Origin of the sequence: Micromonospora sp. WMMC273, from assembly GCF_027460285.1 — a bacterium.
Taxonomy (GTDB): Bacteria; Actinomycetota; Actinomycetes; order Mycobacteriales; family Micromonosporaceae; genus Micromonospora; species Micromonospora aurantiaca.
This window is the reverse complement of record NZ_JAPZBE010000001.1, coordinates 5,598,848-5,623,481: the sequence shown is the minus strand read 5'-3', so window position 1 is coordinate 5,623,481 and position 24,634 is coordinate 5,598,848. Positions and strand designations below refer to the sequence as shown.

Below are 24,634 nucleotides of genomic sequence, written 5' to 3'. Positions count from 1 at the left end.
CGACTGGCGTTCACCCGGCCCGGGCCGCGCGCACCGCCGCGTACGCGTCCACCAGCCCGGCGCCGGAGACGTCCTGCGGTCCGCCGCAGGTGCCGGCAGGCGACGCGACCGGCTGCGCGGTGTCGCGCAGGATGGCCCGGGTCCGTTCCAGGTTGCCGAGCAGCGCCGGGTTCGCCGACCACATCAGCGCCACCACACCGGCGATCTGCGGCGTCGCCATCGAGGTGCCGTCCAGCGTCGCGTACCCACCGCCGGGCATCGCGGAGAGCACAGCCGCACCGGGGGCGACCAGGTCCGGCTTGGCCCGGCCGTCCGGCGCCGGGCCCCGGCTGGAGAACTCGGTGACGCGGCGCTGCCGGTCCACCGCCCCGACGGTCAGTACGTCCGGGTACGGCGCGGGCGGGTCCGCGATCGAGCCGCACGACGGGCCGGTGTTACCGGCAGCGGCCACCACCAGGATGCCGGCCGCGGTCAGCGCGGCGGTCGCCGGTCGCAGTGCCCCCGGGTCGCATCCCTCGACCGGCGGGCAGCCCCACGAGTTGGTGAGCACGTCCGGGGCGCGGGAGGGACGGCCGTCGGTCAGCGGGTTCCCGCCCGGCGGGAACGGGGCCAGCATGAACTGGAGACAGTCGAGGTAGCGGGCCGGGCTGCCCATGTTGCGGTCCAGGTTGACGCAGCCGACCCAGCTCGCGCCGGGCGCGACGCCGATCCCGTCCCGGCCCACCGCGCTGCCCAGCGTGTGGGTGCCGTGGCCACCCCGGTCGGCCGGGGCGCGGCGGCCCTCCCACGGGTCGTGCCAGGAGTCGTCGCCGCCCCGGAAGCCGCCCGCGAGCGCCGGGTGCCGGCCGTCCACCCCGGAGTCGGAGCTGCCGACCACCACACCGGAACCGGTGACCCCCAATTCGGACCAGACCCGGTCCGCGCCGATCAGCGAGATGTTCCAGGCCGGGCCGGCCGGTGCGGGCTGGTCGCCGCGTGCCTCCGGGGCGAGCGCGGGCAGCGGGCGTACCCGCTGGCTGACCAGCACGCGGGCCACCTCGGGGCGGCTCGACAACCAGGCCCGTACCGCCGGGCCGCCGTCCGTCTCGATCGCGTTCACCAGGTAGTACGGCGTCGGGTTCAGCCGCATCCGGGTGAGCGTGCGGCGCAGGTCGCCCTGCGTGCGGTCGGCTGTCGCCACCAGCCGCCGGTAGACCTCGGTCGCCCGGGCGTCCCGTCCGGCCCGGCCCGGCGTCCCGGCCGGCAGGCCGGTCAGGTCGGCCTGCTCGCGCAGCACCACGAGCAGCCGCTCGCCGTACAGACCGGGCTGGCCGGGGACCACGTACACCACGGCGACGGCGGCGAGCAGCGCGGCGGCGGCCAGCGCGGCCGGACCGCGCCGGGGCGCGCGGGCGCGGGATCGGGCGAGCAGCACGCCGTACCCGACTGCGAGCAGGACCGCGACGGCGAACGCCACGCCGGTGCCCACCGCGACCCAGAACGGCATGTCGCGGGTGGCGGAGAGCAGGAGGCTGATCTCCTCCGGGTCGGTGAACGCCAGCGGCCCCAGCAGGGCGAGCCCGACCAGCCGGCGCACCGGCGCGGGCCCGGCCGGACGGCCCGCGTGGCGGGCCGCCGCCTCCAGCGCGGCCAGCACGAAACCGAGCGGCGGCAGCAGGACCAGCGCCGGCAGTTGCACGCCCGTCTGCCCGGCGCCGGCCGCGAGCGGCGTCAGCGCGACACCCGCGACCAGGCCGCCGACGAGCACCAGCCGGACCGAACCGGGCCCGAACGCGGCCCAGAAACCGGCGCCGAGCAGCGCCCCCGCGAGCGCGCCCAGCGCGGCGGCGGCCAGGGCGGCCAGCAACGTCTCCAGCGCTCCGCCGAGCGCGCCGACCCAGGCCCACGGCAGCAGCAGGGCCAGCCCGGCCGCGATCGCCAGCAGCGACACCGGCCCGAACCGGCCCTCCGGAGCCGCGTCCACCACCACCGGTGGCCGGACCCGGCCGAGACGGACGGCGACGAGCGCGAGCACCGCGGCGGTCACCGCGAGCGCGGCCAGGTACGCCTCGTGGTGCACCGGCGGCACCGCCCGCAGCAGCGTGGTCGTGCCGAGCGCCACCACGGCGGCGGCCCAGGCCCGGCCGGTCGCTCGCAGCGCGGGGGAGCGGGGCGCGAGCGCCAGCGCCAGCGCCGGGGCGCCCGCCAGCAGCACCGTGGCCACCGCCACCACCGGCCAGGCCGCCACCGGCCGGTCCGCGCCGATCACCAGCGCCACCTGGTCGACCAGCCAGCCGGTGACCTGGCCCGGCACGGTGACCAGCACGATCCACACGCCGGTCGCCACCGCCGCGACGACCGGCCACGGACCGGTCCCGCGCGGTGGCGGCGGCGGTACGGGGGCGAGCGGCGGACCGGTCAGCATGGTCATCACGGTACGGCCGGGCCGTGTCGCCGCGCGCCCGGGACGGTTACCGTTGACTGGTGCGTGACCCGAGTGTGTCCCGATCCACGGCCGGCCGGCTGTCCGCCGAGCGCCGCGCCGACGACCTGCGCCGGCTCCGGGCCGAGCGGTTCGACGTGCTGGTAATCGGCGGTGGCGTGACCGGAGCGGGCGCCGCGCTCGACGCCGCGTCCCGAGGGCTGAAGGTCGCCCTGGTGGAGGCGCGTGACTACGCCGCCGGCACGTCCAGCCGGTCCAGCAAGCTGATCCACGGCGGCCTGCGCTACCTGGAGCAGCTGGAGTTCCACCTGGTCCACGAGGCGCTGACCGAGCGCGGCCTGCTCGCCACCCGGCTCGCGCCGCACCTGGTCCGGCCGGTGCCGATCCTGGTGCCGCTGCCCGCCGAGGGCGGCGCACGTGATCTGCCCGGGCGGTTCTTCCGCCGCTCCTACTACGGCCTCGGCGTGGCCGCGTACGACGCGTTCGCCGGGGTCTTCGGCGGCGGGCGCGGCATGCCGCTGCACCGGCACCTCACGCGCGAGGGCACCCGCCGGATCTTCCCCAGCCTCCGGCCGGACAAGCTGGCCGGCGCGATCCGCTACTACGACGGCCAGGTCGACGACGCCCGCCTGGTGGTGACGCTGGCGCGCACCGCGGCGAGCCTCGGCGCGACTGTGGTGACGAGCGCCCGCGCGGTCGGCCTGACCCGGCAGGCCCGGGAGGTCACCGGCGTGCGGGTCCGCGACCTGGAGGCGCCCGCCGGTTCGCCGGACGCCGAGTTCGAGGTACGCGCCCGCACCGTGATCGCCGCCACCGGCGTGTGGAGCGACGACATGTCGCGGATGCTCAACGACGTCGGGCTGCGCCCGAAGCTGCGGGTCCGCGCCTCGAAGGGGGTGCACCTCGTGGTGCCCCGCTCGGCGATCGTCGGCGAGACCGGCCTGATCCTGCGTACCGCGACGAGCGTGCTGTTCGTGATCCCCTGGGGCGGGCACTGGATCATCGGCACCACCGACACGGACTGGCAACTCGACAGGTCCCACCCGGCCGCGACCGCCAGCGACATCGACTACCTGTTGTCGCAGGTGAACGAGGTGCTGGACCGGCCGCTGACCACCGCCGACATCGAGGGCGTCTACGCCGGGCTGCGCCCGCTGCTGGCCGGCGAGGCGGACTCCACCTCCAAGCTGTCCCGCGAGCACGCCGTGGTGGAGCCGATGCTCGGCCTGCTGCTGGTCGCGGGCGGGAAATACACCACCTACCGGGTGATGGCCTCGGACGTGGTCGACCGCGCGATGCACCGGCTCGGCCGGACCCGCTCCTCGCGTACCGCCGACCTGCCGCTGCTCGGCGCCGACGGGTACGCCGCCATGTGGCGGGACCGGGCCGACCTGGCCCGCCGGCACGGGGTGGCGGTCGGCGTGGTCGAGCACCTGCTGGAGCGCTACGGCAGCCTCACCCTGGAACTGCTCGCCCTGGTCGACGCCGATCCGCTGCTCGGCTCGCCGCTGGCGGGCGCGCCGGAATACCTCGCCGCCGAGGTGACGTACGCCGCCCGCGCCGAGGGCGCACTGCACCTGGAGGACGTGCTCACCCGGCGTACCCGGATCTCGATCGAGACCAGCCACCGCGGCCTGGAGTCGGCGGAGCACGCCGCCGAGCTGATGGGTGCGGTGCTCGGCTGGGACGCGGCGACCCGGGACCGGGAGGTCGCCCACTACCGGGCGCGGGTGCTGGCCGAGCGGGAGTCGCAGCTCATGCCGGACGACATCGCGGCAGACGCGGCCCGCCTCGGCGCGCCCGATGTGCGCGGATTCGCGGCAGACCGTGGGACCGACGGCCCGGGCGTTGAACTTCCGGCCTCCCCCAGGTAGGGGATCCCCGACCCGGGCCGCTCGGCCGCTGGTGCGCGCTACCTACGGAAGTGTAGGTTTCCCCGCGTGGTTCGCCCATCCTGGTTGCGCGTCCCCGCCCTGTCCGCTGTTGTGCTGCTGGCAACCGCACTGACCGGCTGCTCCTTCGGCCGGGCCGAGGGCGCCACCACACCCGGGGCGGTCGGCGCGGCCAGTCCGACACCGGACGGCAGGCGCGTCTCTCTGGTGCAGCGGCTCGGTGACGGCCCGGTCCGCAACCTCGACGTGGACCCGTCCGGCCGCTGGCAGTGCCGCGACTGCGCCGGTGACGGCGTGGACGCCACCGGCACGCTGAGCCCGGACCAGAAGCGGCGGCTCCAGCGGATGCTCGCGGACCCGGCGATCGCGAAGGAGACCGACCAGGCCCGCAACTACAAGCAGGGCTGCATCGGCGTGCTGACCTCGACGCTGCTCGTGCCGCCGGACCTTACCGTCACCATTCAGGACTGCCCGGGCGAGCCGAAGCCGAAGGTGGCCTACGACGTGCTGCTGCTCGTTACCCAGGCCACGCCCGCGGAGGACAAGGGCTAGAACACCTTGCCGGGGTTGAGCAGCCCGGCCGGGTCCAGTGCCGCCTTGATCGCCTGGTGCACGCGTACGCCCACCGGGCCGATCTCGCGGGCCAGCCAGTCCCGCTTCAGCAGCCCGACGCCGTGCTCCCCGGTGCAGGTGCCGCCCAGGTCCAGCCCCAGCCGCATGATCTCGTCGAAGGCCTGCCGTCCCCGGGCCAGGCTCGCCGGATCGGCCCGGTCGACAACGATGTTCGGGTGCATGTTGCCGTCGCCGGCGTGGCCGACCACCCCGATCGGCACCCGGCACGCCTCGGCGATCCGGGCCACCCCGTCGAGCAGCTCCGCCAGCCGGCCGCGCGGCACCGCCACGTCGTCGATGACCAGGCCGCCGTTGCCGCCCGGGAACGTCTCGGCGGCGAACCGCTCCATCGCCGGGTGGGCCAGCCGCCGCGCCTGGAGCAGGGCCGCGGCCTCGGCCGCGTCGGTGGCCGCGTAGACCTCGTCGGCGCCCGCCGCGGTGCACACCTCGGCGAGCCGGGCCAGGTCGTCGGCGGCCCGCGCGCCGGTGTCCACCGCCGCGAGCAGCAGCGCCTCGGCATCGGTGCGCAGACCCATCGGCCGGTACGCCTCGATAGCCAGCAGATGCGTCCGGTCCAGCAGTTCCAGCAGGCTCGGCGTGAGCCCGCGCTCGGCGATCCCGGCGACCGCACCGCCTGCCGTCGCCACCGTGGGGAAGACCGCGACCAGGGTCAGTGACTCCTCCGGAGCCGGACGCAACGCCACGGTCACCTCGGTGATCACGCCGAGCGTGCCCTCCGAGCCCACGAACAGGCGGGTCAGGTCGTACCCGGCGACTCCCTTGGCGGTACGCCGCCCGGTGCGCAGCACCTCGCCGGAGGCGAGCACCACCTCCAGGCCCAGCACGTACTCGCTGGTCACGCCGTACTTCACGCAGCACATGCCACCGGCGTTCGTGGCCACGTTGCCGCCGATGGTGGACGACTCCCACGAGCCGGGGTCCGGCGGATACCAGAGGCCGTGCTCCCGTACCGCGCGGGCGAGCGCCGCGTTCACCACGCCCGGCTGCACCACCGCGATCCGGCCGACCGGGTCGATCTCCCGGACCGCGTCCATCGCCACGGTGCTCACCACCACCGCGCCGGCGACCGCGTTCGCCGCGCCGGCCAGCCCGGTCCGCGCGCCCTGCGGCACCACTGGTACGCCGTGCCGCCCGGCCGCCCGGACCACAGCCACCACCTCGTCGGTGTCGCGGGGACGCACCACCGCGAGCGGGGTGCCCGAGTCGCACAGGTCGGCCTCGTCGCGCTCGTGCCCGGCCAGCAGATCCGGGTCGGTCAGCACGGCGGCGTCACCGAGTGCGGCCCGCAGGTCGTCGAGGAGGGGATGGGCGGCCATGCCGGGAAGGCTACCGGCGTACCGTCTGTTGCCGTGCTCTACCTGGACCCGCCCGCCGTGCCCTGGCGCGGCCGGCTCTGGTCGCACCTGATCAGCGACGTCTCCTACGCCGAGCTGCACGCGTTCGCCGAGATGCTCGGCGCGCCCCGGCGCGGTTTCGACCGCGACCACTACGACGTGCCCGCCGAGCGGTTCCGGACCGCGGTCTGGCTGGGCGCCACTGTGGTGCCGTCGCGGGAGATCGTCCGCCTGCTGCGGGACGCCGGTCTGCGCCGCCCCAAGCACCGCGTCTCAGGTGAGCGCGGCCAGCTCCCGGGACAGGTTGGCCCGGGCCCGGTCCTCCCAGCGGGCGTGCGGCTCGGGTAGGCGGTACAGCGCCGGCAGGTCGAGCAGGTGCCGCAGCACCGCGGCCCGGCCGGTGCGGAAGTCCGGTTCGGGCACGTGCGCGTACTCGGCGCGGATCGCCGCGGCATACCTGTCGTAGCGCTCCGCCGGGGCGGCGAGCACCGCCAGGTCCGCGTCGCACAGCAGCGCGCCGTCCGGGTCGTCCGGCCCGACCGCGTGCCCGGCGGTGAGCAGCACCAGGCGGCGTACCCCGGTCACCGTCGCGGCCGGGAGCCCGGCGGCGGCCAGCAGCTCCCCGGCCAGGTCGGCGCTGGCCCGCTCGTTGGCGTCGCCCGCCGCGCGCGGGTCGTAGACCGCGTCGTGGCACCACGCCGCCAGCCGGACCAGGTCCGCGTCGCGGGCCAGACCGGCGTACGCGTCGACCACGTCGAGCACCGCCCCCAGGTGCGCCTCGTCGTGGTAGCGCCGGTGCGGCTCCCGCCATCCCGCCAGCAGCCGGGCACCGGCCCGGTCGACAGCCGCCGGATCGGTCGCGCCCGCCGCCCGTGCCGTGTCCCGCCAGCGTGCCGTCAGGTCGTCCATCGGGTGCAGTCTGCCCCACTCCGGCCCGGTCGGAGGGATTCAGCCGGGGCGGTACGGGTAGTACCGGCCATGGCCCGGGACGGACGACTGCAGTTCCTGCGTCGTGGCAGGCTGCGCGAAGGGCTGGCGGACCGGGACGGGCAGCGGATCGCCTCCGCGATGGAGGAGTTGCGGCACCGGGGCAAGGCGACGTTGCACGACCGGCTGCACCGGGTCCGTACCGCGTTCGGTCTCGCCGTACAGGCCGGCCTCGCAGCCGGTCTGGCGTACCTGATCTCGCACCGGCTGCTGAAGAACCCGCAGCCGGTCTTCGCCCCGATCTCCGCCGTCGGCACGCTCGCCGCCTCGGTCGGGCAGCGGTTCCGGCGTACGGTCGAACTGATCGCCGGGGTGGCGGTCGGCGTGCTCGTCGGCGACGCGCTGATCTACTTCGTCGGCACCGGCGCGTGGCAGCTCGCGCTCGTGGTGACCTCGGCGATCCTGCTGAGCATCTTCGCCGGGGCGAGCGTCGCCATCGTGATCCAGGCCGCGGCCACCGCAGTGCTGATCGTGACGCTCAGCCCGTCCACCGAGAACCTGGAGTTCCCCCGCTTCATCGACGCGTTACTCGGCGGCGGCATCGCGCTGCTGGTCACCGCCATCCTGTTGCCGCTCAACCCGCTCCGGGTGATCAACCGGGCCGCCCGGCCCGCGCTGGACCTGCTCGCCGACCAGCTCGACGCCTGCGCCGACGCGGTGCGCAGCCGGGACCGGGACGCCGCCCAGCAGGCGCTGTTCCGGCTGCGGGAGAACAAGGAGGAACTGGCCGCCCTCTCCGAGGCGATCGAGGGCGCCAAGGAGACCAGCACGCTGTCCCCGGCCCGCTGGCACCGGCGCAGCGAGCTGACCCACTACGCGGAGGCGGCCGACCCGATCGACCGGGCCATGCGCAACACCGGCACGCTGATCCGCCGCGCGGTCACCATGATCGAGGACGACGAACCGGCCCCCGAGCCGATGCCGGACGCGATCGGTCACCTGGCCGAGTCGGTGCGCCTGCTCCGCCAGGAGTTCGCCGCCGGGCAGGAGCCGCAGGAGGCCCGCGAACGGTCGCTGCGCGCGGTGAGCGAGGCCGGCCGGGCGTACGCCGAGGGGGTCGGCTTCTCCGGCAGCGTGGTGATCGCGCAGGTGCGTACCACGGCGAGCGACCTGATGGTGGCCTCCGGGGTCGAGCAGGAGGAGGCGAACCGGCTGGTCCGGCAGGCGTTCGGCGAGAACCGCCAGGGCGAACCCGCCGCCCGGAACCCCGCCGCCCACCCACCCACAGCCCCACCCGTCGGCTGACCCACCCCGGTAGGCCCCGTTGATCATGAGGTTGGCTGGCGGGGAAGCGCTTTCTGCGGCCGCCAACTTCATGATCGTCCCCGTCGGGCGGATAGGGCCGTCAGGAGGGTGTCCACCTCCGGCTCTGTGGTGCCCAGGCCCAGGCTGGCGCGCAGGGCTGTGGGGGGCAGGTCGGTGCGGCCGGTACGGGCGGCGGCCTCGGCCAGCAGGCGCCGGGTCAGCGGGTGGGCGCAGAACAGGCCGTCGCGTACCCCGATCCGGTGCCGGCTCGCCAGGTGGGCGGCCACCTCGGCGGAGTCCCGCCCGGCGACCACGAAGCTGACGATGCCCACCCGGGGCGCTTCGGAGGAGAACATGCGCAGCTCCACCACGTCCGGCAGCGCGGCCAGGCCGGTACGCAGCCGGGCCAGCAGCGCCTGTTCCCGGGCGTGCAGCGCGTCCCGGTCGGCCGCGCCGAGCGCCTCGCAGACCGCGGCGAGCGCCACCGCGCCGAGCAGGTTCGGGGTACCGGCCTCGTGCCGGGCCGGGCCGGTCGTCCAGCGCACCTCGTGCGTCGCCGCGCCGACGTGGCTGGTGGCGCCGCCGCCGGCCAGGTACGGCGGGGCCGCGTCCAGCCAGTCCGCCCGCCCGGCGAGCACGCCCGCGCCGAACGGGGCGTACAGCTTGTGCCCGGACACGGCCACGTAGTCCACATCCAGCGCGGTCAGGTCGACCGGGGCGTGCGGGGCGAGCTGCGCGGCGTCGACCAGGATGCGGGCGCCGTACCGGTGCGCCACCCGGGCCAGTTCGGCGACCGGCCAGCACTCGCCGGTGACGTTGCCGGCGCCGGTGACCGCCACCAGCACCGGCAGGCCGGGCCGGGCGTCGCGGGCCAGTTCGCCGAGCGCCGCCGCGAGGGACCGGACCGCGCCGGCCGGGCTGTCCGGCACCGGCAGCCGTACCGAGCCGCGCGGCCAGGGCAGCAGGTTGGCGTGGTGCTCGCCGCCGAACGTGATCACTGTGGTGCCGGCGGGCAGCGCCCGGGCCAGCAGGTTCAGCGCGTCGGTGGTGTTCCGGGTGAAGATCACGTGGTCGCCGGGGCGGGCGCCGAGGAAGTCGCCCACCGTCTGCCGGGCCCGCTCGTATGCCAGCGTGCAGCGCCGCGACAGCGCGCCGGCGCCCCGGTGCACACTCGCGTACCAGGGAAGAAGCCCGGCCACCGCGTCGGCCGCGGCCCGCGCGCACGGCGCGCTGGCGGCGTGGTCCAGGTTGATCTCCCCCGGTACGCCGAGCACGTCGAGCGGGTCGGGCCGGACCGGCGCGGGCAGCACGGGCAGTGAGGGTACGAGGGTGACGGTCATGCCGGAGCCTCCGGGTCACAGGGACCCCAGGCGTGCCGGGACGGGGTCCGCGCTTGCCCGGCGCGCGGAGCGGCACCGGGCCCGGTCATCACCCGGGGCACCCCACCGCGAACCTCGACGAGGGTTGCCGGCCAGCAAGCCGGGGCTTGACGCTGGCGCTCGTGACCTGTTCGGGAGCATAGCCGTGACGATGCGACCGGACCAGTGGGTCGCGGGTGACTACGCTGACCGCATGGCCGACACCCCGCCCGGCGCAGCACCGCCGCCACCGCACGCGCCCACCGCACCGCCCGCGGGGGCACCGACGCCCGGGATGCCGTCGCGCCGGTTCGACTGGCGACGGGCGTCGGTGCTGGCCGGGGTGGTGCTGCTGATCGCGGCCGGCGCGCTCTACATGGTCTACAAGCTGAGTGAGAGCCTGGGCGCGGAGGCGCTCCTGGTGGGCGCCGTCGCGGCGGTCCTGCCGGTGCCGGTGCTGGTCGCCTGCCTCCTGTGGCTCGACCGCTACGAGCCCGAGCCGCTGCCCTATCTCGTCTTCTGCTTCGCCTGGGGTGCCTTCGTCTCCACCGCCATCTCGCTGAAGGTCAACCAGACCGGCGCGCAGATCTTCGACGACCTGGGGCTGCCCGCCGCGCTCACCGCGGTGCTCGTCGCCCCGTTCATCGAGGAGCTGACCAAGGCGGCCGGCCCGCTCCTGCTGCTGATCTTCCGGCGCCGCGAGTTCTCCGGAATCACCGACGGCCTGGTCTACTGCGGGCTCTCCGCGGTCGGCTTCGCGATGGTGGAGAACATCCTCTACCTGGGCGGCTACGGCTACCGCACCGGCGTGGAGCAGTACGGCCCGGCCACCGGCACGCAGCTGGTGATCGCGCTGTTCATCGGCCGGATCCTGCTGTTCGGCTTCGCCCACCCGCTGTTCACCTCGATGACCGGCGTCGGGCTCGGTATCGCGGCGCGTACCGCCGACCGCCGGGTACGGGTGCTCGCGCCGCTCGCCGGGCTGCTCGTGGCGATGATCCTGCACGGCACCTGGAACCTGCTGCCGACGCTGGCCCAGGCCATCGGGCAGCCGGTGATCGCGCTCTACGGCTTCATCGGCCTGATGATGCCGATCTTCTTCGCGATGGTGGGGCTGGCGATCTGGCTGCGCGCCTGGGAGGGCCGGCTCACCGAGCGCACGTTGCCCGACTACGTACGCGCGGGCTGGCTCACCCCGCCCGAGGTGGCGGCGCTGGGGAGCCTGGGCCGGCGGCACGCGGCGCGTACCTGGGCCCGGCGGGTCGCCGGTGAGGGCGGGGTACGCGCGATGCGCGGCTACCAGTTCGCCGCGACCCGGCTGGCGCTGCTGCGTGACGGGATGCGCCGGGGACTCGATCACAAGCCCGCCGAGCGGGAGCGGACGGCACGGGAGGAACGGGAGTTGCTGGACGCGATCACCGCGTACCGGTCGTTCTTCGTCGGTCGTGACCCGCAGGCGCCGGTCGGGGTCTGGGACGGTCAGCGCTACCACCTGCGGTTCCCGGACGGTTCGCAGCGCTCGGTGGAGGCGCCGGACGACCCGGTGGTGCCGATCCCGGTGGTGCTGGCCCCGCCGCCCGCCTTCCCGCCGAGCGGCTACGGCCCGAGCGGTCACGGCCCGGGCGGCTGGCACGACCCGGGCGCGCCCTGGCACCCGGGGCGCTGAGAGCCGATCCGGGGCCGGTCAGCTCATCAGGCCGGTGAGGAAGTCGCCGAGCCCCTGGGCGATGGCCATCAGCGCGGCCCCGATGCCCTTGAACACCTGCGCCGCACCGTCCGGCCGGAACGCCATGAAGTAGATCAGGAACGCGAGGAATCCCCAGGCGAGGATCTTCTTGATCACTACCGGCATGGTGTCCCTCCCCAGGGCGCGCTGAGGTGCCTGGGCTTCCCGCCGGGCAGCGCCGCAAACGGCACCGCCGCGCAGCGAGCGGCGGCGGAGGGGAGGACTACAGGTACAGACCGGTGGAGCCGGCGGCGGTGCTCTCCACCCGCTCGGCCGCCACGGCGTGCACGTCCCGCTCGCGCAGCAGCACGTACGCCCGCCCGTGCAACTCGACCTCGGAGCGGTCGTCCGGGTCGAACAGCACCCGGTCGCCGGCCACTATCGCGCGGACGTTCGGCCCGACGCCGACCGCTGTGGCCCAGGCCAGCCGCTTGCCCACGGCTGCCGTCGCGGGGATCACGATGCCTGCGGTGGAGCGGCGTTCCCCCTCCGCACCCTCGGTACGCACCAGCACGCGGTCGTGCAGCAGGCGGATCGGCAGCCCGGCGTCGAGACTCTGGTCGGCGGTCACGCGAAGACGCTACCGCGTGGCCGTCTGTCGATTCCGGCGCGGTTGGTGAGAGCGCCGGGAGGGCAATGTGTGGCCGAGTCGCCCTAGGGTGGGGCGTACGGACGTATCCTGTGCCCCCTGTGACCCGGTGGGGCCGATTTGCCGGAGGTGCGCTTGAGCCGCATGGAGCGGATGCGCGGACGGCTCCGCCGTGCGTACGAGTCGGGCCGCGAAGCCGCCCGGACCCGGCGGGCAGCCGCCGCGGAGGCGGCGGACGGGGGCGTGGCCTCGCCCGCCTCCCCGGGCCCGGCCGCCTCGCCGGAGGCGACAGTGGTGGGCGTCGAGCCGCCGGCGGCGTTGCACTCGTCGACTGTGAGCCGGGACGACACCGAGGTGCCGCACGCGCTGCGGATCGCCGCCGCGTGGTGCTGGCGGCTGATCGTGATCGGCATCGTCACCTGGGCCCTGCTCAAGATCGTCGGCACGATCAGCATCGTGATCATCCCGCTGACCGTGGCGCTGCTGCTCTCCGCGCTGCTCGCCCCGGCGGTCGGCTGGCTGCTCCGGGCCCGCCTGCCCCGCTCCCTGGCCACCGGTGTGGTGCTCGTCGGCGGCCTGGCCGCCGTGGTGGGGACGCTGACGCTGGTGGTCAACGAGTTCATCAAGGGCGTACCGGAGCTGAGCGAGAAGTCCTCGCAGGGCGTTCGGCAGATCCAGGACTGGTTCAAGACCGGCCCGCTGCACCTGTCCGACAGCCAGCTCGACCGCTACATCAACGAGGCGCAGAACTGGATCAACGGCAACACCGAGCGGTTCACCAGCGGTGCGCTCAGCACCGCCGCCACGCTCGCCGAGGTGCTCACCGGCACCGTGCTCGTGCTGTTCGCCACGTTCTTCTTCCTGCGTGACGGTAATTCGATCTGGCGGTTCCTGGTCCGGCTGCTGCCGGTCGCGGCCCGCTGGAAGGTCGACGACGCCGGTCGCGCGTCGTGGGCGACGCTCGGCGCGTACGTGCGGGCCACGGTGCTCGTCGCCTTCATCGACGCGGTCGGCATCGGCATCTTCCTGGTGCTGTTCGACATCCCGTTCGCGTTCCCGCTGGCCGCGCTGGTCTTCCTGGGCGCGTTCATCCCGATCGTCGGCGCGTTCCTGTCCGGAGTGGTGGCCGTGCTGGTCGCGCTCGTCGACAGCGGCCCGGTGACCGCCCTGATCATCCTCGGCGTGGTGGTCGGCGTGCAGCAGGTCGAGGGCCACGTGCTCCAGCCGCTGATCATGGGGCGCGCGGTGGCCATCCACCCGCTCGCCGTGATCATCGGCATCGCCGCCGGCGTGGTGCTCGCCGGCATCGCCGGCGCGCTGGTCGCGGTACCGCTGATCGCCGTCCTCAACACCGCGGTGCGCCGGCTCGCCGCGCGTACCGTGCCGGACACCCCGCCGGACGCGGTGGTGGTCGCCTCCCAGGCGCCCTGACCGGGAAACACTCGCCGACGCCCGCGTCACCCCGCCCGGGGAGGCGCGGGCGTCAGCTCTTGGCGAGCCGTTCCAGCGCGCCCCGGGCCACCTCGGGCCGGGTGGTGTACCAGAACGGCGGCAGCGAGCGGCGCAGGAACGGGCCGTATCCGCGGGCCGTCTCCAGCCGCGAGTCGAGCACCGCCACCACGCCCCGGTCACCGGTGGCCCGGATCAGCCGGCCGACACCCTGGGCCAGCCGGACCGCGGCGATCGGAACGCTCACCGCCGCGAAACCCGAGCCGCCACCGGCGTCCACCGCCGCCGCGCGCGCCGCCGCGAGCGGCTCGTCCGGGCGGGGGAACGGCAACCTGTCGATCACCACGAGCTGACAGGCGTCGCCCGGCACGTCCACCCCCTGCCAGAGCGACATCACCCCGAACAGGCAGCTCTCCCGCACCTCACGGAACCGGCGCACAAGCAGCGGCAGCGCCTCCTCGCCCTGGAGCAGTACGGGCAGGTCGGTCCGCGCGCGGACCAGCTCCGCCGCCTGCTGCGCGGCCCGTCGCGACGAGAAGAGCCCGAGGGTACGACCACCGAGCGCCTCGACCAGCGCCAGCAACTCCTCACCGGCCGGTCCGGGCAACCCGGAGACGCTGGGGCGGGGAAGGTGCGCGGCGACGTACAGGATGCCCTGCCGGGCGTAGTCGAACGGCGAGCCGACGTCGAGCGAACTCCAGCCCGGCCCTTCGGTCGCCGGTACGGTGCCGACCGACGCGCGGCTGCCCTCGGCGGCGGCCACCGGCGTGACCGGGGAACGGCCCGCGGCGGCAGCGGTGGCGATCGCGGCGGCGGCCGGTGACGGCGGGGCGGGCGGCGGCGCGTCCAGCCCCAGCGCCCGGGCCACTGTGTCGAAGCGGCCGCCCAGCGCCAGCGTGGCCGAGGTGGCGACCACCGTGCGCTCGTCGTACAGGTGGGTGGCGAGCGTGCCCGCCACCGACAGCGGCGCCACGACGAGCGCGCGGCGGCTGCCGTTGTCCGGCTTCTCGACCCAGGCGACGTCGTGGTCGGCCTCCTCCAGCAGCCGCTGGGCGGTGGTGGACAGCTCGTCCAGCACGGCCTTGGCCTGCTGTTTGCGTACCGGATCGGGGTCGTCGGCCTTCACGTCGCCGATCCCCTCCAGCGCGGCCCGGGTCGCCGAGTCCAGCAGCGTGCACGCCTCGCGCAGCGCGGGCGGCAGACCGGCGGTGAGCCGCCCGGCCGGCGCCTCGGCCAGCCCCACGGCGAGCGCGTCACCCGCCTCGGTGAGCCGTTCGGCCACGTCGGGGCGCAGCAGCGGCCGGGCCCGCCGGGTGGACCTGTCGATCAGCTCCGGCACCAGCTCCGCCTGGGCGGCCGACGAGACCCGGTCGGCCAGCTCGTGCGCCTCGTCCACCACGAGCAGCTTGTGCGGTGGCACGATGTGCCGTCCGGCGAGCATGTCGACGGCGAGCAGGCTGTGGTTGGTGACCACGATGTCGGCCTCGCGGGCGCGCGCCCGGGACGCCTCCGCGAAGCACTCCTGCCCGAACGGGCAGCGGCTCGCGCCCACGCACTCCCGGGCCGGCATGGAGACGCTGCGCCAGACCTGGTCGTCCACGCCCGGGTCCAGCTCGTCGCGGTCGCCGGTGGCGGTCTCCTCGGCCCAGTCGCGCAGCCGCTGCACCTGCTTGCCCAGGCGGCCCGCCTCGCCGAGCCACTTGGTGCCGCCGCTGTTGCCGGCACGCGGCGCGTCGAACAGCGCGTCGTCCGGCTCGTCCTCGACCGAGCTGTCCAGCCGGGCCAGGCAGAGATAGTGGTGACGCCCCTTCAGCACGGCGAAGGTGGGACGGCGGCCCAGCACCGGCTCGACCGCGTCGGCCAGCCTCGGCAGGTCGTGCTCGACGAGCTGGGACTGCAACGCCAGCGTGGCGGTGGAGACCACCACCGGCCCGTCCACTGTCAGCGCCGGAGCGAGGTACGCCAGGGACTTGCCGGTGCCGGTGCCGGCCTGCACCAGCAGATGCTCGCCGGAGGCGATGCTGCGCTCGATCGCCTCGGCCATCTGCTGCTGACCCGGCCGGGCCGCGCCGCCCGGAACCGCGCCCACCGCGGCGGTCAGCAACTCCCCGGCACCGGCGCGGCCCTTGCGGCGCTTCTTCGGGACGGCCGGGCCGGTGGCGGTGCGGGACGGGGTCACCGTGCGACCGTACCCGCCGGCACCGACGGGGGTCCGGCCGCTCCGACGGCGTGGCGGGACGGCGGGTCGCGTCCGGTTACCTCCCGATCGCGTGGCGTGGCCGGAATCGGTTAGGGTGCCAGGCATGCCGAGCGATGTGGTCCGCGTGATCTACCGCAAGTACGACGGCAGCGCACACCGCGACTACCCGGCCCGCCGGCTCGCCGAGGACGATCTCGGTGTCTGGCTCGGCGTGCCCGCCGGCACCGAGTCCGTCTACCACGGTCGCCCGTCGGTCGAGCGGATCCCGTTCGTCCTGCTGGTGCCGCACCACGGCTGGTGGACCGGTATGTTCAACCCGCCGCCGCGCACCAGTGAGGTCTACTGCGACATCGCCACCCCGGCCCGCTGGGAGGGCGAGGAGACGGTCCACCTGATCGACCTCGACCTGGACGTGGTGCGCCGCCGCGAGACCGGCCTGGTCGAGCTGCGCGACGAGGACGAGTTCGCCGTGCACCGGGCCCGCTGGGGCTACCCGGAGGACGTGGTCACCGAGGCCGAGGCCGCGTCCCGCTGGCTGCTCGGCGCGCTCGGCGACGGCACCGAGCCGTTCGCCACGTCGTACCGGAAGTGGCTCGCACTGGTGGTCTGAGCCGCCTCACCAGCGCGGCGGCCAGACGGCGTCCGGCCCCAGCGGCGGCAGGTCGCTCACCTTGGCCGGGTTGAGCTGGTTGAACACGCCGGTGACCCGCCCCTCGTGGACCGCGAACGAGGTGACCATCCGGATGGTTCGCCCGTCCCGGTGGAAGAACTCCGTCTGCCATCCCAGCGTGCCGTCCACCAGCACCGGGCGTCCGCGCAGGCCACCCCGCTGCCGGGCCTGGCCGTAGAGGCCGAGGAGCAGGCGGGCGACCGAGTCGACGCCGACCACCGGCCGGCGTCCGGCCGGGAAGTGACCGCCGGCGTCGCCGATCGACACGACGTCCGGGGCGAGTACGCGGACCAGCTGCTCCAGCTCACCGGACTCCACCGCAGCGGCGAACGCGGCGAGCACCCGCCGCTGTTCGGCGAGGTCGGCGCTGTGCCGGGGCGCGTCCGGCCCGTGCACCGCGCGGCGGGCGCGCGACGCCAGCTGACGTGCGGCCTCCGGCGTCACCGCGAGCACGTCCGCCACGCCGGAGAACGGCACCGCGAACACGTCGTGCAGCACGAACGCCACCCGCTGCTCCGGCGTGAGCCGTTCCAGCACCACCAGCAGCGCGGTGCCGAGCTGGTCGGCGCGTATCGCCCGCTCGGCCGGGTCGGGCGCGAATCCGTCCGCCGCCGGCACCGCTGTCACCATCGGCTCGGGGAGCCACTGACCGGGGTACGCCTCCCGGCGCACCCGGGCGGAGCGGAGCACGTCCAGGCAGATCCGGGAGCAGGTGGTGATGAGCCAGCCGCGCAGATCGCGTACGCGGGCGCGCTCCTCCGGGTCGCTCAGCGCGCCGGAGAAGCGCAGCCAGGTCTCCTGCACCGCGTCCTCGGCCTCGCTGCGGCTGCCAAGCATCCGCTGCGCCACAGCCAGGAGACGCCCTCGTTCCGCCTCGAACTCCCCCGCAAGCTCGTCCACCCAGACATTCTCCCGCCCCACCCCTCGCCACGGCACCCCACCCACCCTCGTTGATCTGTGAGTGGGGTTGTCAAGTGGTGCGGTGGTGGTTGGTGATGGTGCGGTAGATCTGTCGGGCGATGTAGCGCTTGAGGCAGCGGGTGATTTCTTTGGTGGTGCGGCCTTCGGTGCGGCGGCGGGTGATGTAGTCGCGGGTTTCGGGGTGGATGCGGCGGCGGGTGAGGGCGATGGTGTGTAGGGCGCTGTTGAGGGTTCTGTCGCCGCCGCGGTTGAGGCGGTGTCGGTTGGTGCGGCCGCTGGCCACGGGGATGGGGGCGGTGCCGGCGAGGGTGGCGTAGGCGGCTTCTGATCGGACGCGGCCGGGGTGGGACCAGGCGGTGAGGGCGATCGCGGCGGTGACGGGTCCGATGCCGGGTTGGTCGAGCAGGGGTGGGCACAGTTCGGTGACGAGGGTGCGTAGGCGTTGGTGGTTGTCGGCGAGGGTGGCGTCGAGGGTCTGGATGTGCCGGGCGAGGGTGGTCAGTTCGCGGCGGCGGGTGTGTTCCTCGCAGGGCAGGTCGGTGTGCTCGGGTAGGTCGAGGGCGGCCAGGCGGGCGATCTGGGTGGTGGTGGATAGTCCGCGTAGCGCCTCGCGCAGGGTGTCGTCGGCGGTCAGGATCAACGCTTTGACCAGGTTGACTGCTGCGGTGCGGGCATCGGTGTGGTGTCGGCGGCAGATCAGCAGCAGACGCAGTGCCTCGCGTGGTCCGTCGCTTCGGGGCACGGCGATGCGCTCAGCGGGCAGGGCAAGCACCGTATGGGCGGCGGCGACCGCATCCAGGTGGTCGGACTTGCCGCCCCGACGACGGGACGCGGCGGGGGGTTTGGGTGCCTCGCAGACCGCTTCACCGGCAGCGTCCAGCACCCGGCACAGCCCTTGCCCGTGCGATCGGGTGCCTTCCACCGCCCACAACCGGCGCCCCTGCGGTGGGGTGTGCGCGACGGCGAAGGTCAGCAACCGGGCCAACCCGTCCGGGTCGGTGGGCACGGTGACCTGCGCCAACACGGCGCCGAGACGGTCGACCACGGCGGCGGTGTGCGTGTCGGTGTGGGTGTCGACCCCTACCACCACGTCGTAGCGATCCGCGACTCGCTCTACGATCCTTGTCATCTCGGATTGTTGCTCCTTTGCCAGCGACGACCGGGACAGTCGGCGTCGGCTCGGGAAGCAGTCACCTCGGCGGCAGATCTGTGATGGGCCACGTGTGCTCGCACGGGCAGGCTTCTGATCAGGCCAGCAGGGTGGGCCGGGCCGGCGCCGACGATCACCCGGGGACAGGTCTTGCACAAGGCACACCCACACCACGGGCAGCCGGATCAACGGAGAGTCACCCGAGTGATCACCAACGCCGAACCCTAACGGCAACCAGCCGAACCGATCACCACACACATAGAAGCGTCTTGCACTTGCCGCCCCGGCAAAAGGTGCTTTCCGGGCGTACCGGGGGCCGCAACCGCAAGATCGGCGGGACGAGGCGGGCGGGGAGCGGCTCCGGGGGTGAGGATCGGGGGATGAGTGAGGTGGTGCGGCCCGTCGGTGGGCCCATGCGGGAACTGCTCCGGGTTCCGCCGGGGACTGTGGATCTGGCGGCTGTCGATCCCCGGTCGACGCCGGGGCTGCCGGTGGCGGCCGGACGCGGACCGGCGCGCAAGGAGTGGGCGCGGGCCCAGGTCGAGCTGATCGGCGCGGAACTCGGGCGGCAGCAGGAGATGCTGTACGCCTCGGCGCAGGGCGCCGCCGGACCGGGCAGCGCCACCAGCGCTCCGGCGCAGGCGGACGCCGGGCTGGACGGCGACCGGCCGCGCCGGGTGCTGCTGGTTCTCCAGGCGATGGACTGCGGCGGCAAGGACGGCACTGTGAAGCGGGTGGCGGGCGCGATGAACCCGCTCGGGCTGCACATCCGCTCGTTCGGGCCGCCGACCGAGGAGGAGTTGCGGCACGACTTCCTGTGGCGGGTACGCCGGGCGCTGCCGCCACCCGGGTACGTGGGCGTGTTCAACCGCTCCCACTACGAGGACGTGCTCATCGCCCGGGTCGAAGGGCTGGTCGACGAGGCGACCTGGCGGTCCCGGTACGCGATCATCAACGACTTCGAGCGGGAGCTGACCGAGCAGGCGGTCACAGTGGTGAAGGTCATGCTGCACATCTCGTACGCCGAGCAGGGCGAGCGGCTGATGGAGCGGCTCACCGACCCGGCGAAGTTCTGGAAGTTCAATCCCAGCGACCTGGACACCCGGGCACGCTGGGGCGACTACCAGGACGCGTACGCCGAGGCTCTCCAGCGTTGTGGCACGGACGCCGCGCCCTGGTTCGTGGTGCCGGCGGACCGCAAGTGGTACCGCGACTGGGCGGTCGCCCACCTGCTGCGGGAGACGTTCGACGGGTTGGATCTGGGGTATCCGCCTGCCGATTTCGACGTCGAACGGGAGCGTGACCGGTTACGGAACCAACTCGGCGGGTGACCAGATGAACGGAAGGTGAACGAGCGGTGAATCGGGCCTGACCAGGGGTGGGCCGATCGAAAGTGGGTTCGGCGCGGTCCCTAGCATGCGCAGAGCAGACGCCCGGGGGGCGACGGCCACCCTTCCACCGACACGACGAGGTCCGTGCTGTGAAGTTTTCCTTCCGTCCCACCGAGGGCGCCTTCTACGAGCTCTTCACCAGGGCCGCGCAGAACCTGGTGAAGGGGACCGAACTGCTCAACGAGCTGGGTCTGCCCGGTGCCGACGTGCAGTCGATCAGCGAGCGGCTGACCGACATCGAGCACGACAGCGACCAGATCACGCACGAGCTGTACAAGAAGATCAACTCCACGTTCATCACGCCGTTCGACCGGGAGGACATCTACCGGCTGGGCTCGCTGCTCGACGACGTGATGGACCACCTGGAGGCGGTCGGCAACCTGCTCTACCTGTACGGCCTGACCAAGCTCCCGTCGCTTCCGCGCGAGCTGCACGAGCTGGTCAACGTGCTCGACCTGCAGGCCAAGCTCACCGCCGAGGCGATGCCCCGGCTGAAGTCGATGAAGGATCTCGAGGACTACTGGATCGAGTGCAACCGGCTCGAGAACGACGGCGACCAGGCGTACCGGATGCTGCTGGTACGCCTCTTCTCCGGTGAGTACGACGCGCTCACGGTGCTGAAGATGAAGGAGGTGGCCGACGAGCTGGAGGCCGCCTGCGACGCCTTCGAGCACGTCGCCAACACCGTCGAGACCATCGCGGTCAAGGAGTCCTGATCCAGTGAGTCCCGAACTCATCGCCGTGCTGGCGGTGATCGCGGTCGCCATGGCGTTCGACTACACGAACGGCTTCCATGACGCGGCCAACGCGATCGCCACCAGCATCTCGACCCGGGCGCTGACCCCCCGGATCGCGCTCGCGCTGGCCGCCGTCGGCAACTTCGTCGGCGCGCACTTCGGCGCCGGGGTGGCCAAGACGGTCGGCGACGGGCTGGTGACGCTGCCGACCGGGGTGGAGAGCCTCGGCGTGGTCTTCGCCGGCGTGCTCGGCGCGATCATCTGGAACCTGATCACCTGGTACTTCGGCCTGCCGTCCTCGTCCTCGCACGCCCTCTTCGGCGGCCTGGTCGGCGCCACCCTGTTCGCCGCCGACGGCATCGTCCAGTGGGGCACCATCATCGAGAAGGTCCTCGTCCCGATGGTGCTCTCGCCGGTGGTCGGCCTGATCCTCGGCTTCCTGATGATGCTGGCGATCATGTGGCTGTTCCGGAAGGGCCAGCCCGGCAAGCTCAGCCGGGGCTTCCGGTGGGCGCAGACCGCGTCCGCCGCCGCCATGTCGGTCGGCCACGGCATGCAGGACGCCGCCAAGACCATGGGCATCATCGTGCTCGCGCTCTACACCGGCGGCTTCCAGGAGAGCAAGACGCACATCCCTGGCTGGGTGTTCTGGACCTCCGCGGCCATGCTGGCGGCCGGCACGTACGCGGGCGGCTGGCGGATCATCCGGACGCTCGGCCGGAAGATCATCGACCTCGGCCCGGCGGAGGGCTTCGCGGCCGAGACCGTGGCCAGCGCGGTGCTCTACTTCAACGCGCTGGTGCTGAAGGCGCCGATCTCCACCACGCACACGATCACCTCGGCGATCATGGGTGTAGGTGCGACGAAACGGCTCTCCGCGGTGCGCTGGAACGTGGCCGGCAACATCGTGATCGCCTGGATCATCACGTTCCCGGCCGCCGCCGCGATCGCCTGCCTCGCGTACCTGCTGGTCCGGCCCTTGTTCTGAGTGACCTGACGCCGAGGGGTTCCCCGCCGTGGCGGGGGACCCCTCACGCGTAGGAGACGCCGATCCGGGCCTTGATGTCGTCGATCAGGCCCATCACCTCGAGCGTGGCGGAGTGCGGCACCAGCGGGCTCTCGGTCAGCCCGGCCGCCAGGCAGCGCTGCACCTCGATCGCCTCGTACTGGTAGCCGCCGCCGGTCAGGTCCGCCGGGATCGTCTCCGGCTCGGCGCCGGCCCGGTGCAGCACCACGTGCGCGGGCCGGAAGAACAGCTCGGGCAGGTCGATCCGGCCGGTCGTACCGGTGATCGACGCGGAGATCGCTGTCGCCCCGACCATGCCGCAGCTGAGCGTCGCCACCGCGCCGGAGTCCCAGCCGAGCACCATGCCGGTGTTCTCGTCCACCGCCTCCGGGGTCAGCTTCGCCCATGCCTGCACGTGCTGCGGCACACCGAGCACCAGGTGGGCCAGGCTCAGCGGGTACACGCCGAGGTCGAGCAGCGCGCCGCCGCCGAGCGTGCGGGCCCGCATCCGGTGTTCCGGCGGGAACGGCCCGGCCACGCCGAAGTCCGCCCGTACGTGCGTCACCTCACCGATCGCGCCGTCCCGGATCAGCTCCAGCACGCGCAGGATCAGCGGGTTCGTCCGCATCCACATGGCCTCCATGAGGAACAGACCCCGAGCGCGGGCCGTGTCCACCAGTTCGGTGGTGGTCGGCAGGTCCAGCGTGCACGGCTTCTCCACCAGCACGGCCTTGCCGCCGGCCAGGCAGGCGAGCGCCGCCTCGTGGTGCGCGGCGTGCGGGGTGGCCACGTAGATCGCGTCCAGGTCCGGGTCCGCGGCCAGTTCCGCCCACGAGGCGTACGCCCGCGGCACGTCGTGCCGGCGCGCGAACAGTTCGGCGCTCTCCCGGGTACGCGAGCCGACCGCGACCAGTTCGGCGTCCGGCACCAGCCGCAGGTCCTCGGCGAAGCGGGCGGCGATGTTTCCGGTGGCCAGGATTCCCCAACGCGTCATGCCCGGCACGCTATCCCTTCCCGCTCCGGGGCCGGCAGGGTGATCCACCCGTCGGGACGTCAGGCGGTGCCGTGGGCGTCGGCAGCGGCCCGGGCGGCCCGTTCGATCATCGCCCGACGCGCCGTCAGCGTCGGCTCGTCGGGCTCCAGGTGCGCGTACTCGGCCCATGCCCCGGTCGAGCCGTCGAGCTGCTCCCGCAGGATGTCGGCGTGCCCCGCATGCCGGCTGGTCTCGGTCAGCACGTGGACCATGACGTTGAACAACTTGACGTCGGGGCGGGGCCACCACGGCACGCGGCCGGGGGCGTCGATCGCGAGGGCGTCGATCGTCGTGTCCGCGTGCTCCCATGTCCGCCGGTAGCGGCCGATCACCCCCTCGCGGGTCTCGTGCTCGCTCGCCCACATGTCGGCGCCGTCCGGATCCGGAGCATCCCACCGGGGCAGGGGCTCCGGGAACGGCCTGCCGAACACCTCGCCGAAGTACCGGGCTTCTGTGAACGACAGGTGCTTGACCAGGCCGAGCAGGTTGGTCCCGGACGCGGCCAGGGGGCGGCGCACGTCGTACTCGGACAACCCGTCGAGCTTCCACAGCACCACCTCGCGGATCTGGCGTAGGTCGTTGTGCAGATACTGCTTCGCGAAGTCGTCGATCACGGGTCACCACCCTGCCAGTCACGACCGGGGGCTGCTGCCCCGTATCGGCGACGGTCTGCGCGGTCGGGCCGCGCACGGCCGGGGCGGCGAGCTGATGCCACCTCCGGCGAACACAGAGCGTGAAGTTTGCGTAGCGTGACGGGCGCCGCTCGTCTCCTCGCTGAAGTCGGTTGCCCAAAGGCGGCTGACCGGACATAAGGCAGCGCTTGCGCGGCCCGGGCTGGCTACCTCTCGCCGACTTTGCTCTGCAGCCCTCTACGCACCGCTCACGGAAGGTTGCCGCTGCGGATCTGGCTGCAGAGCAAAGTCGGCGGAGGGGTGGCTGTTGCTCGGGGCCGAGGGCTACGCATCGTCACCAGGTGGGGTGGTCGGGGAGTGCTGTTGCGGCGGTGTGCGCCCCCGCCCGGCCGCCCCCGGCCGGGCCGCCCGGCGGGAACTAGGCTCGACGCATGACGATCGACGGCTTCGCCGCACCCCCCGCCCTGGTGGAGCACGCCCGCCGGTTCCAGGCCGAGGGCGCCGTGCCCGCCGTACCCCGGGTCGCCGCCACCGTGCTGCTGCTCCGCCCGGCCGGCGACGGCTTCGAGGTCTACATGATCCGCCGGGTGGCGGCGATGACGTTCGGCGGCATGTACGCCTTCCCCGGCGGCGGCGTGGACCGCTCCGACTCGGAGGCGCACCTCGGGTGGGCCGGGCCGGAACCGGCGGCGTGGGGGGAGCGGCTCCGGCTCGACCCGTCCGACGCGCAGGCGGTGGTGTGCGCCGCCGCCCGCGAGGTCTTCGAGGAGGCGGGCGTGCTGCTCGCCGGGCCGGACCCGGACACCGTGGTCGGCGACGTGAGCGGCGACGACTGGGAGGCGGCCCGGCAGGATCTGGAGGGCCGGCGGGTCGGCTTCGCGGACCTGCTGGCCGGGCGGGGCCTGACGCTCCGGTCCGACCTGCTGCTGCCGTGGAGCCGGTGGATCACCCCGGAGTTCGAACCGCGCCGCTTCGACACGTACTTCTTCGTCGCCCTGCTGCCCGAGGGGCAGCGGACCCGGGACGTCTCCGGCGAGGCCGACCACACGCTGTGGCTGCGCCCGGCGGACGCGCTGGCCCGGGCGGAGGCCGGCGAGCTGACCATGCTGCCGCCGACCATGGTCACGCTCGCCGAGGTCGCCGCCGCGGGCGACCTCGCCGCCGTGGCCCGCGCCGCGGCGGAGCGCGAGCCGGGTACGCCGATCCTGCCCCACATCGACGGCCTGGACGGTGCCGAGCCCCGCTTCCTGCTGCGCTGA

22 protein-coding genes and 1 riboswitch are annotated in these 24,634 nt (G+C 73.9%); of the genes, 11 read left to right on the top strand and 11 right to left on the bottom strand.

The genetic code is table 11. From position 1 onward, the window contains the following. Window positions 1–10: 10 nt before the first annotated feature. Window positions 11–2,410 (bottom strand): S8 family serine peptidase, encoded by a 2,400-nt coding sequence (locus tag O7611_RS26125; protein WP_269697733.1) that lies wholly within the window; start codon window positions 2,408–2,410, stop codon window positions 11–13. Window positions 2,411–2,478: 68 nt separating this feature from the next. Here O7611_RS26125 and O7611_RS26120 point away from each other — a divergent pair, with 68 nt between their 5' ends. Both O7611_RS26120 and O7611_RS26115 read left to right on the top strand, forming a co-directional pair. After that, complete coding sequence (locus O7611_RS26120; protein ID WP_194802002.1) at window positions 2,479–4,296, top strand: glycerol-3-phosphate dehydrogenase/oxidase; 1,818 nt, start codon at window positions 2,479–2,481, stop codon at window positions 4,294–4,296. A gap of 66 nt (window positions 4,297–4,362) precedes the next feature. Then, a complete protein-coding gene (locus O7611_RS26115; protein WP_194801854.1) occupies window positions 4,363–4,866 on the top strand; it encodes a hypothetical protein in 504 nt (167 codons plus the stop codon). Here O7611_RS26115 and O7611_RS26110 read toward each other — a convergent pair. After that, window positions 4,863–6,263, bottom strand: coding sequence for an FAD-binding oxidoreductase (locus tag O7611_RS26110; protein ID WP_269697732.1), 1,401 nt, complete (start codon window positions 6,261–6,263; stop codon window positions 4,863–4,865). The genes O7611_RS26115 and O7611_RS26110 overlap by 4 nt on opposite strands. Window positions 6,264–6,296: 33 nt before the next feature. On the opposite strand from O7611_RS26110, the gene O7611_RS26105 reads away from it, so the two are divergent. Beyond that, window positions 6,297–6,629, top strand: coding sequence for a DUF4031 domain-containing protein (locus O7611_RS26105; RefSeq protein ID WP_194801852.1), 333 nt, complete (start codon window positions 6,297–6,299; stop codon window positions 6,627–6,629). Here the strand turns inward: O7611_RS26105 and O7611_RS26100 are convergent. Continuing rightward, the gene (locus tag O7611_RS26100; protein ID WP_194801851.1) at window positions 6,555–7,190 is read right to left on the bottom strand and encodes an HD domain-containing protein; all 636 of its coding nucleotides are present in this window, start codon (window positions 7,188–7,190) and stop codon (window positions 6,555–6,557) included. The two genes, O7611_RS26105 and O7611_RS26100, sit on opposite strands and share 75 nt — an antisense overlap. Window positions 7,191–7,259: 69 nt before the next feature. Here O7611_RS26100 and O7611_RS26095 point away from each other — a divergent pair, with 69 nt between their 5' ends. Continuing rightward, window positions 7,260–8,513, top strand: coding sequence for an FUSC family protein (locus tag O7611_RS26095; protein WP_269697731.1), 1,254 nt, complete (start codon window positions 7,260–7,262; stop codon window positions 8,511–8,513). A gap of 68 nt (window positions 8,514–8,581) precedes the next feature. Here O7611_RS26095 and O7611_RS26090 read toward each other — a convergent pair whose 3' ends face one another. Then, on the bottom strand, window positions 8,582–9,853 hold the full coding sequence (locus O7611_RS26090) for an aminotransferase class V-fold PLP-dependent enzyme (RefSeq protein ID WP_269697730.1): 1,272 nt from the start codon (window positions 9,851–9,853) through the stop codon (window positions 8,582–8,584). A 44-nt stretch (window positions 9,854–9,897) separates the two neighbouring features. Beyond that, a riboswitch (SAM riboswitch) is annotated at window positions 9,898–10,020 on the bottom strand. Window positions 10,021–10,043: 23 nt separating this feature from the next. On the opposite strand from O7611_RS26090, the gene O7611_RS26085 reads away from it, so the two are divergent. Continuing rightward, the gene (locus O7611_RS26085; protein WP_269698167.1) at window positions 10,044–11,537 is read left to right on the top strand and encodes a PrsW family intramembrane metalloprotease; all 1,494 of its coding nucleotides are present in this window, start codon (window positions 10,044–10,046) and stop codon (window positions 11,535–11,537) included. Between the two features lie 18 nt (window positions 11,538–11,555). On the opposite strand, the gene O7611_RS26080 is transcribed toward O7611_RS26085, so the two are convergent. Further along, window positions 11,556–11,723 carry a hypothetical protein gene (locus O7611_RS26080; RefSeq protein ID WP_167796936.1) on the bottom strand — a complete coding sequence of 56 codons (168 nt, stop codon included), beginning with the start codon at window positions 11,721–11,723 and terminating at the stop codon, window positions 11,556–11,558. Between the two features lie 97 nt (window positions 11,724–11,820). After that, window positions 11,821–12,168, bottom strand: a complete 348-nt coding sequence (locus tag O7611_RS26075; RefSeq protein WP_013288840.1) for a GroES family chaperonin — start codon at window positions 12,166–12,168, stop codon at window positions 11,821–11,823. 162 nt (window positions 12,169–12,330) lie between these two features. Between O7611_RS26075 and O7611_RS26070 the strand changes: the two genes are divergently transcribed. Next, complete coding sequence (locus O7611_RS26070; protein ID WP_194802000.1) at window positions 12,331–13,617, top strand: AI-2E family transporter; 1,287 nt, start codon at window positions 12,331–12,333, stop codon at window positions 13,615–13,617. 52 nt (window positions 13,618–13,669) lie between these two features. Here O7611_RS26070 and O7611_RS26065 read toward each other — a convergent pair whose 3' ends face one another. Continuing rightward, window positions 13,670–15,814 (bottom strand): ATP-dependent DNA helicase, encoded by a 2,145-nt coding sequence (locus tag O7611_RS26065; protein ID WP_194801848.1) that lies wholly within the window; start codon window positions 15,812–15,814, stop codon window positions 13,670–13,672. A gap of 124 nt (window positions 15,815–15,938) precedes the next feature. Here O7611_RS26065 and O7611_RS26060 point away from each other — a divergent pair, with 124 nt between their 5' ends. After that, window positions 15,939–16,445 carry a DUF402 domain-containing protein gene (locus tag O7611_RS26060; protein ID WP_123110811.1) on the top strand — a complete coding sequence of 169 codons (507 nt, stop codon included), beginning with the start codon at window positions 15,939–15,941 and terminating at the stop codon, window positions 16,443–16,445. Window positions 16,446–16,451: 6 nt separating this feature from the next. On the opposite strand, the gene sigJ is transcribed toward O7611_RS26060, so the two are convergent. Beyond that, the gene (gene sigJ / locus O7611_RS26055) at window positions 16,452–17,405 is read right to left on the bottom strand and encodes an RNA polymerase sigma factor SigJ (protein WP_194801847.1); all 954 of its coding nucleotides are present in this window, start codon (window positions 17,403–17,405) and stop codon (window positions 16,452–16,454) included. Between the two features lie 70 nt (window positions 17,406–17,475). Continuing rightward, a complete protein-coding gene (locus tag O7611_RS26050; RefSeq protein WP_194802082.1) occupies window positions 17,476–18,555 on the bottom strand; it encodes an IS110 family transposase in 1,080 nt (359 codons plus the stop codon). A gap of 401 nt (window positions 18,556–18,956) precedes the next feature. Between O7611_RS26050 and O7611_RS26045 the strand changes: the two genes are divergently transcribed. The 3 genes from O7611_RS26045 to O7611_RS26035 all read left to right on the top strand — a co-directional run bounded on the left by O7611_RS26045 (window position 18,957) and on the right by O7611_RS26035 (window position 21,692). Further along, a complete protein-coding gene (locus O7611_RS26045) occupies window positions 18,957–19,907 on the top strand; it encodes a PPK2 family polyphosphate kinase (RefSeq protein WP_194801846.1) in 951 nt (316 codons plus the stop codon). A 149-nt stretch (window positions 19,908–20,056) separates the two neighbouring features. Then, a complete protein-coding gene (locus tag O7611_RS26040) occupies window positions 20,057–20,683 on the top strand; it encodes a DUF47 domain-containing protein (RefSeq protein ID WP_013288834.1) in 627 nt (208 codons plus the stop codon). 4 nt (window positions 20,684–20,687) lie between these two features. Then, window positions 20,688–21,692 (top strand): inorganic phosphate transporter, encoded by a 1,005-nt coding sequence (locus tag O7611_RS26035; protein WP_194801845.1) that lies wholly within the window; start codon window positions 20,688–20,690, stop codon window positions 21,690–21,692. 43 nt (window positions 21,693–21,735) lie between these two features. Here O7611_RS26035 and O7611_RS26030 read toward each other — a convergent pair whose 3' ends face one another. Both O7611_RS26030 and O7611_RS26025 read right to left on the bottom strand, forming a co-directional pair. Next, window positions 21,736–22,704 carry a Gfo/Idh/MocA family protein gene (locus O7611_RS26030; protein WP_194801844.1) on the bottom strand — a complete coding sequence of 323 codons (969 nt, stop codon included), beginning with the start codon at window positions 22,702–22,704 and terminating at the stop codon, window positions 21,736–21,738. 59 nt (window positions 22,705–22,763) lie between these two features. Then, on the bottom strand, window positions 22,764–23,357 hold the full coding sequence (locus tag O7611_RS26025) for a DinB family protein (protein ID WP_194801843.1): 594 nt from the start codon (window positions 23,355–23,357) through the stop codon (window positions 22,764–22,766). Between the two features lie 449 nt (window positions 23,358–23,806). Here O7611_RS26025 and O7611_RS26020 point away from each other — a divergent pair, with 449 nt between their 5' ends. Then, window positions 23,807–24,634, top strand: a complete 828-nt coding sequence (locus O7611_RS26020; RefSeq protein ID WP_194801842.1) for an NUDIX hydrolase — start codon at window positions 23,807–23,809, stop codon at window positions 24,632–24,634.

Excerpts from the sequence above, each read along its gene's own strand:
- O7611_RS26085 (WP_269698167.1), top strand. The coding sequence starts at position 10,044 with ATGCGACCGGACCAGTGGGTCGCGGGTGACTACGCTGACCGCATGGCC.
- O7611_RS26100 (WP_194801851.1), bottom strand. The coding sequence starts at position 7,190 with ATGGACGACCTGACGGCACGCTGGCGGGACACGGCACGGGCGGCGGGC.
- O7611_RS26110 (WP_269697732.1), bottom strand. The coding sequence starts at position 6,263 with ATGGCCGCCCATCCCCTCCTCGACGACCTGCGGGCCGCACTCGGTGAC.
- O7611_RS26125 (WP_269697733.1), bottom strand. The coding sequence starts at position 2,410 with ATGACCATGCTGACCGGTCCGCCGCTCGCCCCCGTACCGCCGCCGCCA.
- O7611_RS26060 (WP_123110811.1), top strand. The coding sequence starts at position 15,939 with ATGCCGAGCGATGTGGTCCGCGTGATCTACCGCAAGTACGACGGCAGC.
- O7611_RS26020 (WP_194801842.1), top strand. The coding sequence starts at position 23,807 with ATGACGATCGACGGCTTCGCCGCACCCCCCGCCCTGGTGGAGCACGCC.
- O7611_RS26070 (WP_194802000.1), top strand. The coding sequence starts at position 12,331 with ATGGAGCGGATGCGCGGACGGCTCCGCCGTGCGTACGAGTCGGGCCGC.
- O7611_RS26050 (WP_194802082.1), bottom strand. The coding sequence starts at position 18,555 with ATGACAAGGATCGTAGAGCGAGTCGCGGATCGCTACGACGTGGTGGTA.
- O7611_RS26095 (WP_269697731.1), top strand. The coding sequence starts at position 7,260 with ATGGCCCGGGACGGACGACTGCAGTTCCTGCGTCGTGGCAGGCTGCGC.
- O7611_RS26080 (WP_167796936.1), bottom strand. The coding sequence starts at position 11,723 with ATGCCGGTAGTGATCAAGAAGATCCTCGCCTGGGGATTCCTCGCGTTC.
- O7611_RS26030 (WP_194801844.1), bottom strand. The coding sequence starts at position 22,704 with ATGACGCGTTGGGGAATCCTGGCCACCGGAAACATCGCCGCCCGCTTC.
- O7611_RS26045 (WP_194801846.1), top strand. The coding sequence starts at position 18,957 with ATGAGTGAGGTGGTGCGGCCCGTCGGTGGGCCCATGCGGGAACTGCTC.
- O7611_RS26090 (WP_269697730.1), bottom strand. The coding sequence starts at position 9,853 with ATGACCGTCACCCTCGTACCCTCACTGCCCGTGCTGCCCGCGCCGGTC.